Origin of the sequence: Streptomyces sp. NPDC059695 (assembly GCF_042733785.1) — a bacterium.
In the GTDB taxonomy this organism is placed as follows: domain Bacteria; phylum Actinomycetota; class Actinomycetes; order Streptomycetales; family Streptomycetaceae; genus Streptomyces.
This window is the reverse complement of the sequence record NZ_JBHWFF010000011.1, coordinates 3,519-14,995: the sequence shown is the minus strand read 5'-3', so window position 1 is coordinate 14,995 and position 11,477 is coordinate 3,519. Positions and strand designations below refer to the sequence as shown.

At 74.6% G+C, this 11,477-nt stretch carries 11 protein-coding genes; 8 read left to right on the top strand and 3 right to left on the bottom strand.

Annotated features, from left to right (window positions below):
* Positions 1-25: 25 nt before the first annotated feature.
* Entirely contained in the window at positions 26-2,266 is a 2,241-nt protein-coding gene (locus ACFV2S_RS15630) for an alpha-N-acetylglucosaminidase (protein ID WP_385558403.1), read from the bottom strand.
* A gap of 425 nt (positions 2,267-2,691) precedes the next feature.
* Between ACFV2S_RS15630 and ACFV2S_RS15625 the strand changes: the two genes are divergently transcribed.
* Complete coding sequence (locus ACFV2S_RS15625; RefSeq protein ID WP_385558400.1) at positions 2,692-3,339, top strand: alpha/beta fold hydrolase; 648 nt, start codon at positions 2,692-2,694, stop codon at positions 3,337-3,339.
* A gap of 55 nt (positions 3,340-3,394) precedes the next feature.
* On the opposite strand, the gene ACFV2S_RS15620 is transcribed toward ACFV2S_RS15625, so the two are convergent.
* Together ACFV2S_RS15620 and ACFV2S_RS15615 are read right to left on the bottom strand one after the other, a co-directional pair.
* Positions 3,395-4,090 carry an adenosylcobinamide amidohydrolase gene (locus ACFV2S_RS15620; protein ID WP_385558397.1) on the bottom strand — a complete coding sequence of 232 codons (696 nt, stop codon included), beginning with the start codon at positions 4,088-4,090 and terminating at the stop codon, positions 3,395-3,397.
* Between the two features lie 98 nt (positions 4,091-4,188).
* Positions 4,189-5,856, bottom strand: a complete 1,668-nt coding sequence (locus ACFV2S_RS15615) for an FAD-dependent oxidoreductase (protein ID WP_385558394.1) — start codon at positions 5,854-5,856, stop codon at positions 4,189-4,191.
* A 231-nt stretch (positions 5,857-6,087) separates the two neighbouring features.
* On the opposite strand from ACFV2S_RS15615, the gene ACFV2S_RS15610 reads away from it, so the two are divergent.
* From ACFV2S_RS15610 to ACFV2S_RS15580, 7 genes are all read left to right on the top strand, one after another.
* Positions 6,088-7,209, top strand: a complete 1,122-nt coding sequence (locus ACFV2S_RS15610) for a SchA/CurD-like domain-containing protein (protein WP_385558391.1) — start codon at positions 6,088-6,090, stop codon at positions 7,207-7,209.
* A 126-nt stretch (positions 7,210-7,335) separates the two neighbouring features.
* Entirely contained in the window at positions 7,336-7,740 is a 405-nt protein-coding gene (locus ACFV2S_RS15605) for a cupin domain-containing protein (RefSeq protein ID WP_385558388.1), read from the top strand.
* A complete protein-coding gene (locus ACFV2S_RS15600; RefSeq protein WP_385558385.1) occupies positions 7,737-9,005 on the top strand; it encodes a beta-ketoacyl-[acyl-carrier-protein] synthase family protein in 1,269 nt (422 codons plus the stop codon). Before ACFV2S_RS15605 ends, ACFV2S_RS15600 begins: the two co-directional genes overlap by 4 nt.
* Positions 9,002-10,252: a ketosynthase chain-length factor gene (locus tag ACFV2S_RS15595; protein WP_385558382.1), complete on the top strand. Its 1,251-nt coding sequence runs from the start codon at positions 9,002-9,004 to the stop codon at positions 10,250-10,252. Before ACFV2S_RS15600 ends, ACFV2S_RS15595 begins: the two co-directional genes overlap by 4 nt.
* A 26-nt stretch (positions 10,253-10,278) precedes the next feature.
* On the top strand, positions 10,279-10,536 hold the full coding sequence (locus ACFV2S_RS15590; RefSeq protein WP_383800216.1) for an acyl carrier protein: 258 nt from the start codon (positions 10,279-10,281) through the stop codon (positions 10,534-10,536).
* 1 nt (position 10,537) lies between these two features.
* Complete coding sequence (locus tag ACFV2S_RS15585; RefSeq protein ID WP_385558379.1) at positions 10,538-11,017, top strand: SRPBCC family protein; 480 nt, start codon at positions 10,538-10,540, stop codon at positions 11,015-11,017.
* 35 nt (positions 11,018-11,052) lie between these two features.
* Positions 11,053-11,385, top strand: coding sequence for a TcmI family type II polyketide cyclase (locus ACFV2S_RS15580; RefSeq protein ID WP_385558376.1), 333 nt, complete (start codon positions 11,053-11,055; stop codon positions 11,383-11,385).
* Positions 11,386-11,477 lie beyond the last annotated feature (92 nt).

Sequence of the window (11,477 nt, the reverse complement as noted above, 5' to 3'; positions counted from 1 at the left end):
CCGGAGAGGTGCGCCGCCGCTCCTCTCATCGCCGCCCGGTCGTGGAGGCCGCGGACAGGGCCGCCGCGACCTCGCCCGCCAGGGCGACCGGGTCGCCGGCCGGCACCGTCGGGTAGACCTGCCGGCCGCGCGCCCAGGCGTCGTCCCGGGCGAACCAGTCGACGGCGGCCGGTGCCGTGCCCCGGACGAGCGCGGTGTCGAGCCCCGCGAAGAAGGCGGCCCAGCGCGGCGCGTACACGTCCCGCACGAGACCGTCCCACTCGCGGTTGGCGTAGTCGCGCAGCCCCCCGGTCTCGCTCGGCCCCCGGTCGGCCCAGGTGGTGAGGATCGCGCGGGCGTCGTACTCGAGCCGGTCGCGTTCCGCCGCGTCGGCGCCCCAGGACCGTGCCGCGGCCAGCCAGGGCCCCAGCAGGAGGCGGCGGTCGGAGGCGACGAGCCGCCCGAGCAGCTCCTCGTCGGCGTTCCACTCGCGCACCAGCGCCCGGAACCCCTCCGGGTCCTTCGCGTCGTACGCGGACCGGATGCGCGGCAGCAGGACGCGGGAGCGGTTGGTGAGCGCCTGACGCGCCACGTCCACCAGGTCGAAGCGGTACGCCTCCGAGGAGCGCAGCGCCGGATCCACCCGCAGCAGCTCCGTCAGCGCCCGCTCCACCGTCCCGGCCTCGTACCGCATCGCGGTCGGGCTCCAGCGCGCCGCCGTGGCCGCCGTCAGACTCGGCCGCGCGGTGAAGAGGCTGTCCTGCGGCTCGCTCCACGTACCGGACGCGCCGCTGTACGGGCCGAGGCGCAGCTGCTCCCACGCGGCGGCCGCGTGCGGGTCGCCGCCGCCGTACCGCCGGGCCGCGTACGCGGCGAACCAGGCACGCTGGTCGACCGGCCCCGGCTCCCAGGCGAGTTCGGTGAAGAGGTCGAACGCGGCCGGGTTGCCGCCGGTGCCCTCCGGGAGGTACGCGATGCCGCGCAGCGCGCTGCCGGAGCGGTTCAGCCACGTGGGGAACCGGTCCGTCCACACGCCCGTGTTGGCGCCCAGGGAGGTGTGTCCGCCGAAGTTCGGGATCGTGCCGAAGGCGTACGGCGTCCCGCCCCACTGCGCCTCGCGGTCGAGGCCGTCGTACCGGTCGGAGAGGCCGTCGACGATCAGCACCCGGTTCCGGTCCACGCCGCTCAGGAGCGCCGTGGAGGGGTTCTTCTGCCAGCCGAGCATGACCCAGGTGGCGCCGGGACGCGCGGTGTCCATGGCCTCCTGGACGGCCTGCGCCGCCCGGGCCACGTCGACCGTGCCCGGGGTGCCGCCCTCGTGCAGCAGATCCATCTTGAACATGTCGGTGTCACCGAACCGCCGCCGCTGCGCCCGGTAGTAGGCGGCGGCCAGTTCACCGAAGACGGGGCCGGTCGGATCCAGCCAGTCGGGGCGCGCGAACCCGACCCACTTGCCCTGCGGCACGGTCGCCGCGCCGGGGTTCCGGTCAGCGAAGCCCGGAGGCACCGTACCGAAGAAGCCCGGCAGCACCGGGGTCATCCCGAGCGCTCGCAGGCGTTCCGCGATCCGGCTCCCCAGCGCCGCCCGGTCCTCGATCAGCCGCTCGGACACCGGCCCTCCGAAGGCCGACATGTTCTGCAGCAGCCACCAGGCCTGGTGCGCGGGACCGGGGATCCACGCCCGCAGCTCCGCCGCGTCGTAGCCGAACTCCTGGAGCGCCCGGTAGTACGGGTACTCGGCGCCGGTCGGCACGAAGACCTCGTTCACCCCGTGCAGCGCCATCAGGTCGATGTCGCGCTGGTACGCGGCGAAGTCCCGGTACGCGCCGGAGTAGCCCTCGTCGGTGTCGTTCAGGGCGTAGCGGTGGGGCACGGTCGCGGACCGGGTGATCGTCCCGGAGACCGCGGGCAGCGTGGCCGGCAGCCGGCCGAGGCTGTCTCCCGGCCAGCCGATGTCGACCCCGGCGACCCGCTCCAGGTACCAGCCCGCTCCGGTGAGGAGCGTGGCGGGCGAGGTGCCCCGCACCTCGATCGCGCCCGCCGGGCCCGAGACCGAGAAGTAGTCCCCGGAGTCCGGTTCCCCGACGGGGATCAGGGTGAACTGCGCGGCCCTGGAGGCCAGCAGGCGCTCCAGGGCGGCCCGCGCGGGCTCCGGGTCGAAGGCGGGCGCGGCGGCGGAGGCGCCGGTGCCCGGCGGGGCCGGCACGCCGGGGGCGGCGGCGGTCACGACGGCGAGCACCGCGACGACGAAGGTGTTGCGGCAACGACGGATCAGGCGGCTGCCCATCAGGCTCCCTGCTCGAACAGGACGGCGGCACGGGGCCTGCCTCCCGGACCGCGCCGGGCGTACGGGCCCCGGTCCGGCCCGATCCGGAAGACAGGCCCCGGGGCGACCACTCTCCGTCGCCCCGCGCCCTCGGCCGCGCAAGCGGAGCCGGGGACCGGCGGCGCTCATCCTTGCGGGTGTGCGCGTTCGAGCCGAGGGTGCGAACGGAGCGGGGTGCGCCGCCCTTCCCGCGTGCGCCGGACGGCCGCCGGCGGCGCGGTGTGCCGGCCGGCCGGTGCGCCTGGCAGACTTCGGCCCCCCGGGTCGTTCCGACCCCCTACTCCTGGAGGCCCCATGGCGCAGCGGCCGCGGCCCGGTCACCCGGTCCGCACCGGCGGGTCCGTTCCCCCGGATCCGCGCGTGCGTGCGAGCGGAAGGGCCGCGCGATGACGCTGTGCCGTACCCGCCGTGCCGACCCGACCGCGCTCCTCGTCCGCAGCGCGCCCGCCGAGCCCGCCGCCGCCGTGCTCTTCCTCCACGGCGGCCGCGCCGAGGGCCCCGAGCCGCCGCCCGCCCTCAACCTGCCGGCGCTCCGCATGCGCCCCTTCGTCGGCGCCGTCACCCGGGCCGTCCGGGGCCGGGGCGTGCTGATCGCCGAGGTGCGCTACCGCCACCGCGGCTGGAACGGCGCGCGCGCCGACGCCGCCCTGGACGCCGAGGCCGCCCTCGCGCGGCTCCGCGAGCAGGCCGGGCCCGTGCCCGTCGTGCTCGTCGGCCACTCCATGGGCGGCCGCGCCGCCCTCCGCGCGGCGGGCGACCCCGCCGTGCGCGGGGTCGTCGCGCTCGCGCCCTGGTGTCCCGCCGACGAGCCGGTCGACCACCTCGGCGGGCGGCGCCTCTACCTGCTCCACGACGAGACCGACCGGGTCACCTCGGCCCGTCTGTCCTGGGAGTTCGTACGGCGGGCCAGGGCGGCGGGCGCGGACGCGGCGGGCATCCCGATGCCGTCCGGCGGCCACGCGATGCTCCGGGGCGCGGACCTCTGGCACCGGCGCGCGGCCGAGCTCACGGCGGCGCTGCTCTCGCACGGCTGAGGGCGGCGGGACGGGTTCGGATCGGCCGGACGGCGTCCGGGGCGGCCCGACCGGTTCAGCGGTGCGCGGCCGGGGGCGCGAGCGGTTCCGCGCACGCGGCGCGGGTCGCCGCGTGCACGGCCCGGGCGAGCCGCGCGCCCCAGAGGGAACGCGGCCCGGCGAACGACTCGGCGGGGTCCGCGCCGTGCGCGGGCGCGGCCACGCAGACCGCGTCCGTCGGCGTGCCGGAGGCGTCGGCGCCCAGTTCGACCAGGGCCTGCACCTTGGCCTCGGTGGCGGTGGCGACCGCGTTCACGAGCGCGGCGTCCGTCAGCGGCACCGGCAGGGACACGATGATGTTGATCGTTCCGGGGCGCGGGGGCGTGACGCCGCCGGCTCCCGGGACGGCGGCCCAGCCCCGTACCCCGATCCCGGCGGTGACCACGGCCTGGGCGCCGCCGTCCGCGGCGTACCGGCGGTCCGCGACCGACGCGGCCGTCATGAGCCCCACGCCCGCGCCGTCGAGCCCGGCCCCGGAGGCCAGGTCGCGGAGGTGGGCGACGGGGTCGAGGCGGGCGTACCCCGGCGGGACCTGGGCGTTGACGACCCACCGCCGCTCGCCGATCCCTCCGCCGAGGACGGCGCTCGACACCATGCGGAAACCCGGGCCGGGGGCCCACACGAGGAGCGGCCACTCCCGTCCCTGTTCCACATGGCCGAGAAGAGCGGCGTCGGCGAGCGACGGGCCGGTGAGAAGGGTTCGCGGAAGCACCCCACACCTTAGCGCGCGCCCTCGCGACGGCCCGGGGCGGACCCCGCGACGCCAGGGCGGGCCGCACCCCGAGGGGTACGGCCCGCCCTCGCGCCGGCTCAGCGCGCGCCGGGCCGGGAGTCCAGGCCGAGCACGGCCGTCAGGGCGGCCCGCAGCGCCGATTCCGGGTCCTCCGACGCCCCTTCGGACCGCCACGCGACGAACCCGTCCGGGCGGACCAGCACCGCGCCGTTCGCGCCGACGCCGTACGCCTCCGCCCAGTCCGCGCCGTCCGCGGGGGACAGCTCGGCGTCCGGCCCGTCGCCGATCCGGTACGAGGCGAGCGGCACACCGAGCCGTTCGGCCACGCGTGCCGCCGCGGTGTGCCAGCCGCCGACGGCCCCCGCCGAGCTCAGCAGCACCGGGGTCCGCTCGTACAGGTCCAGGGTGGAGATCCGCTCACCCGACCGGTCCAGCCACAGGTGCGGCGCGCGGCTGCCGGGCTCGCCCGTCAGGAGCAGGCCGTCCGGGACGACCGGCACCGCCGGGTCCGCGCCCAGGACCGCACCGCGCGGATAGCGGTAGCCCAGCGCCACGTTGAGGATCCCGCCCCGCTTGCCGCCCGCCCCCGGCCCGGGGGCGTACCCGGGGTGGCTGTGCTCGACCGAACGCGACGAGGCGCGGGCGCTGGTCGCCTCCGCCACCGGCCGGCGCTCCGCGTCGTAGGACGCCAGCAGGTCCGGGCCGGCCCAGCCGTCGAGGACCGCCGAGAGCTTCCACGCGAGGTTGTGCGCGTCCTGGATGCCGGTGTTGGAGCCGAAGGCCCCCGTGGGCGGCATCTCGTGGGCCGAGTCGCCGGCGAGGAACACCCGCCCGTCCGCGTACCGTTCGGCGATCCGCTCGGCCGCGTGCCACGGAGCCCGGCCCGTGATCTCCACGTGGAGGTCCGGTACGCCGACGGCGCGCCGGATGTGCTCCCGGCACCGCTCGTCGGTGAACTCCTCCAGGGTCTCGCCGCGTTCGGGGTGCCAGGGGGCGTGGAAGACCCACCGCTCGGCGTTGTCCACCGGGAGGAGCGCCCCGTCGCCCTCCGGGCTCGTGAGGTAGCAGACGATGAAGCGGCGGTCGCCGACGACGGCCGCGAGGTCGCGCGACTCGAACGTGATGCTCACGTTGTGGAAGAGGTCGCCCGGCCCGCTCTGCCCGATCCCGAGCTCCTCGCGGACGGGGCTGCGCGGCCCGTCCGCCGCGACCAGGTAGTCCGCCCGGATGGTGGTGTGCTCGCCGGTCTCCCGGCTCTTGACCCGCGCGGTCACCCCTTCGGCGTCCTGCTCGAACGACATCAGCTCCGTCGAGTACCGCAGGTCCCCGCCGAGCTCCCGCGCGCTCTCCAGAAGCACCGGTTCGAGATCGTTCTGGCTGCACAGGCACCATTCGCCCGGGCTGAACCGGGCGAGGCCGCCCTCGGGGTCGATCTGCCGGAACAGCCACTCCCCGGCATCGCCCACCAGGGTCGGCGTCTGCAGGATCCCGTTGTTCGAGGACAGGACCTTCGCGGCCTCGTGGATGCGCCCGCGGACACCGGCGCCACGGAAGACCTCCATGGTCCGCACGTTGTTGCCACGGCCGCGCGGGTGGATCGACGTGCCCGCATGGCGCTCGACGAGCGTGTGCGGCACGCCGAGACGCCCCAGGAAGAGCGAGGTGGACAGGCCCACGAGCGAGCCGCCCACGATGAGGACGGGCGTGCGGTGTCCGATCTCACCGGTCGCTTCGCTTCGGTTCATCGATGGCCTCCAGCGTCACCGGTGACGCGGGTCGGGGATGGGATGCACATGCCTGCCCGGCCGAGCCCCGGACCGTGCGCGGAGGGCACCCGAATGACGCGTTGTTCACTCATCCGCTCCGTGGGGCTCGCGGAGAACGTGCGTCCGAGCCAACGTTCGGTACATGACGCCCCCGGCCTTCGGAGCCAGGCGGTCCCTCCCCGCTCTCACAGACGAGAAGAGGTGCGCCGTATGACCAGCACGGCACGCATATCGCAGTCGGTGTTCGACGGCTCCAGGCTGCGGGTGATCCTGCTGCTCGACCTGTACGACGGAGCCCAGCAGCAGTTCCTCGAGGCCTACGAGGTCATGCGCAAGCAGGTGGCGGCCGTGCCCGGTCACGTCAGCGACCAGCTCTGCCAGTCCATCGAGAACCCCTCGCAGTGGCTCATCACCAGTGAGTGGGAGAGCGCCCCGCCCTTCCTCGCCTGGGTGAACAGCGAGGACCACGTCGAGGTGGTCAAGCCGATGCACAGCTGCGTCCGGGACACCCGGTCCATGCGCTACAGCATCCTCCGCGAGACCGGCGCCCAGCGGCCGCTCACGCCGGAGACGGCCGTCGGCGAGGAGGTCGCGGCCCGGGTGGGCGACGGCGTCACGCGCCACGCGCTCACCTTCACCGTCAAGCCCGGCTCCGAGTCGAAGGTCGCGGAGCTCCTGGCCGGCTACGAGTCGCCCGAGGCCCAGGTCGACGAGAACACCCGGCTGCGCCGCACCTCGCTGTTCATGCACGGCAACCGGGTCGTGCGGGCCGTCGAGGTGGAGGGCGACCTCCTGTCCGCGCTGCGGCACGTCGCCCGGCAGCCCGGCGTCCGGGCCGTCGAGGAGGCCATCAACCCCTACCTGGAGCAGGACCGGGACCTCACCGACCCCGAGTCGGCCCGGCTCTTCTTCACCCGGGCGGCCCTGCCGGCCGTGCACCACGTGGTCGCCGACGGCCCCGAGCCGGCCGACCTCCGGCGCCACGCGCTGTACTACCCGGCGAAGGCGGGCCGCGGCACCGACCTGGCCCGGCTCCTCGCCCAGCAGGACGCGGAGGCGGCCGTCGACCCCGACAGCCCCGTGTACGGCAGCACGGTCTTCCTTCGCGACGACGTCGTGGTGCGTCTCGTGGACGTCGCGGGCGACCTCGACCTCGACCCCGTCGCCGCCCTCGGCGTCAAGGGCGCCAGGAAGGCCAAGGTGCTGGAGCGCCTCCTCGACGGGGCCGCGATCGGCGTCGAGGGCTCCCTGGACAACGAGCGCAACCTCAACCGGCTCCTGTCGCACGCCGACATGCTGCCGGTCACCGACCGCCGCGCGGCCGACTCCTGAGACGACGTCCCGGGGCCGACGGTCCGGCGCCGCCCCGGGGGGGACCGAACCCCTCCCCGGGCACCCGGTGCCGGGCCCCGAGGCCCCGGCCGTCCTCACACCGCACAACACTCGGAGGTACCAACCATGCTGGAGCAGACTCGGCTCATCGTGAACCTGAGCGACACGGAGCCCAACCGCAGACGCGGGGGTGACGTGCGGGCCGTGCTCACGCCCGCCACGGTGAAATCGACCAGCGGTTTCATGGGGATGGCCATCGCCCAGCCGGGCGAGCGCATCGCCGAGCACTACCACCCGTACTCCGAGGAGTTCGTGTTCGTCGTCGCGGGCCGGTTCGAGGTGGACCTGGACGGCGACACGCACACGCTGGAGCCCGACCAGGGCCTGCTGATCCCGATCGGCATGCGCCACCGCTTCCGCAACACCGGGGACGTGGAGGCCCGCATGGTCTTCCACCTGGGGCCGCTCGCCCCGCACCCGAGCCTCGGTCACGTCGACACCGAGGAAGCCGTCGAGGGGGCCCTCGAGTGACCCGGCGCGTGGCCGTCACCGGCATCGGCGTGGTCGCCCCGGGCGGCGCCGGCACGGCGGCCTTCTGGGACCTCCTCACCCAGGGACGTACGGCGACCCGCGGCATCACCCTGTTCGACCCCGCCGGCCTGCGCTCGCGCATCGCCGCCGAGTGCGACTTCGATCCGTACGCCCACGGCCTGCCACCCGACCTGGCCGAACACACCGACCGCTACGTGCAGTTCGCCGCGGTCGCCGCCGACGAGGCCGTCCGTGACTCCGGGCTCGACACCGACGCCGAGGACCCCTGGCGCGTCGGCGTCAGCCTCGGCAGCGCCGTCGGCGGCACCACCCGCCTGGAGCGGGACTACGTCCTGGTCAGCGCGGGCGGGCAGCGGTGGGACGTCGACCACCGCGCCGCCGAACCGAAGCTGCACCTGGCGTTCTCGCCCAGCACGCTCGCGGCCGTGGTCGCCGAGCGGTTCGGGGCCCGCGGCCCGGTGCAGACCGTCTCCACCGGGTGCACCTCCGGCCTCGACGCCGTGGGCTACGCCTTCCACACCATCGAGGAGGGCCGGGCGGACGTCGTCATAGCCGGGGCGTCGGACTCGCCGATCTCCCCGATCACCATGGCCTGCTTCGACGCCATCAAGGCCACCTCCCCCGACAACGACGACCCCGAGCACGCCTCCAAGCCCTTCGACAACCGCCGCAACGGCTTCGTCATGGGCGAGGGCGCGGCGGTCCTCGTCCTGGAGGAGTACGAGCACGCCAGGGCCCGGGGCGCGCACATCTACTGCGAGATCAGCGGCTACGCCACCTACGGCAACGCCTACCACATGACCGGTCTGACCGGCGAGGGACTGGAGATGGCCCGGGCGATCGACACCGCGCTCGACCAGGCCAGGCTCGACCCCACGTCGATCGACTACGTCAACGCGCACGGCTCGGGAACCCGCCAGAACGACCGGCACGAGACCGCCGCCGTCAAGCGCTCCCTCGGCGCCCACGCGTACGACACGCCCATGAGTTCCATCAAATCCATGGTGGGCCACTCGCTCGGCGCGATCGGCGCGATCGAGGTGGCCGCCTGCGTGCTCGCCCTGAAGCACCAGGTGGTGCCCCCGACCGCCAACTACGAGATCCCCGACCCCGAGTGCGACCTGGACTACGTGCCGCGCACCGCCCGCCCCCGGAAGCTGAGGAACGTGCTCTCCGTCGGCAGCGGCTTCGGCGGCTTCCAGTCCGCCGTGCTCCTGACCGGGCCGGACGGGAGGACACGATGAGCACACAGCGGGCACCGCGGGCGGTCGTCACCGGGATCGGTGTCATCGCCCCCAACGGACTGCGCACCGACGCGTACTGGAAGTCCGTCCGGGAGGGCCTCGGGGTCCTCGGCCGGATCAGCCGAGAGGGCTGTGAACACCTGCCCCTCAAGGTCGCCGGCCAGGTCGAGGGCTTCGACGCCTCGGACCTCATCGACGAGCGCTTCCTCGTCCAGACGGACCGGTTCACCCACTACGCCATGGCGGCGGCCTCGCTCGCCCTCGACGAGGCCGGTCTCGGCCACGACGAGGACCCCGAGGACCCCTTTTCCATCGGCGTCGTCACCGCCGCGGGATCGGGCGGCGGCGAGTTCGGCCAGCGCGAGCTGCAGAAGCTGTGGGGACAGGGCTCCAAGTTCGTCGGCCCGTACCAGTCCATCGCCTGGTTCTACGCCGCGAGCACCGGCCAGATCTCCATCCGGCACGGCTTCAAGGGGCCGTGCGGGGTGGTCGCCAGCGACGAGGCCGGCGGCCTGGACTCCCTCGCCCACGCGGCCCGCGCCGTCCGGCGCGGGACCGGCGCCGTGGTCGTCGGGGCCGCGGAGGCGCCCCTCGCCCCGTACTCGATGGTGTGCCAGCTCGGCTACCCGGAGCTCAGCACCGTCGAGGACCCGGACCGCGCCTACCGTCCCTTCACGGCGAAGGCCTGCGGCTTCGTCCCCGCCGAGGGCGGTGCCATGCTCGTCGTCGAGGACGAGGCCCGCGCCCTCGACCGGGGCGCGACCGTCCGGGCCACCGTCGCGGGCCACGGCGCCACCTTCACCGGCGCCTCGCGCTGGGAGGAGTCCCGGGAGGGACTCGCCCGCGCCATCCGGGTCGCCCTCGACGAGGCCGGCTGCGCCCCGGAGGAGATCGACGTCGTCTTCCCCGACGCCCTGGGCGTCCCGGCGGCGGACCGCGCCGAGGCCCTGGCCATCGCCGACGCCCTGGGCGCGCATGCCACGCGCGTCCCGGTGACGGCACCCAAGACCGGCTACGGCCGGGCGTACTGCGGGGCACCCGTCCTGGACACCGCGGCAGCGGTGCTCGCCATGGAGCACGGTCTGGTGCCCCCCACCCCCAACGTGTTCGACATCGACTGCGACCTCGACGTGGTCATGTCCGCGGCTCGGCCCGCCGAGCTGCGCACGGCCCTGGTCCTCAGCCGGGGACTCATGGGATCCAACGCGGCGCTCGTCGTGCGCCGCGGTGGCGGACTCGCCCGGTAGGACCGGGCGAGGAAGGAGAAACGAAGATGATCACCACGCAGCTCACCTTCGGCGACCTGGCCACGCTGATGAAGCAGTCGGCCGGCGTCACCGTCGACCCGCTCCAGCTCGAAGAGGCCCCCGAGACCCCCTTCAGCGGCCTCGGCGTCGACTCGCTCGGCCTGCTCGGCATCGTCGGGGAGCTGGAGAACCGGCACGGCGTGGCGCTGCCCACCGACGCCGAGCGCTGCAAGACGCCGGCGGAGTTCGTCGCCCTCGTCAACAACACCCTCGCAGGAGTCTGACGTGTCCGGACACACCGACAACAGCATCACCATCGACGCCCCGCTCGACCTCGTCTGGGACATGACCAACGACATCGAGAACTGGCCGCAGCTCTTCAGCGAGTACGCCTCCGTCGAGGTCATCGAACGCAAGGGCGACACCACCAAGTTCCGCCTGACCATGCACCCGGACGAGAACGGGAAGGTCTGGAGCTGGGTGTCGGAGCGCACCACGGACCGTGTCAACCGCACGGTGCGGGCCCGGCGCGTCGAGACCGGCCCGTTCGCGCACATGAACATCGCCTGGGAGTACGAGGAGCTTCCCGGCGGCGTGCAGATGCGCTGGGTCCAGGACTTCGCGATGAAGCCCGACGCCCCCGTCGACGACGCCTGGATGACGGACAACATCAACCGCAACTCCCGCATCCAGATGGCCCTCATCCGGGACCGTCTCGTCGAGGCGGCGCGCGAGGGCCGGAAGGCGCCGGTCCGGCCCGCCTGACGGCTCCGGGGACGTCCGATCCAGAGAGGAAAACGATGCACCACGCACTGATCGTCGCCCGCATGGCGCCCGGCTCGGCGCCCGCGATCGCGGACGTGTTCGCCGACTCCGACCGCGGTGAACTGCCGCACCTGGTGGGGGTCGCCCGGCGCAGCCTGTTCCAGTTCGGCGACGTCTACCTGCACCTCATCGAGTCCGAGCAGGACCCGGCGCCGAACGTCGCCCGGCTGGTCGGACACCCCGAGTTCCGCGGCGTCAGCGAGCGTCTGGAGGCGTACGTCAGCGCGTACGACCCGCAGACCTGGCGCAGCCCCAAGGACGCCATGGCGCACTGCTTCTACCGCTGGGAGCGGGACGCCGGCTCCTGAGCCGGGAAACCCGGTGACACCCGAGGCCGCCCCCCGCCCGCGGGCGCGCGCGGGCCGGGGCGCGCCGGGGGGGGGCGCTGCGCGCGCGCGAG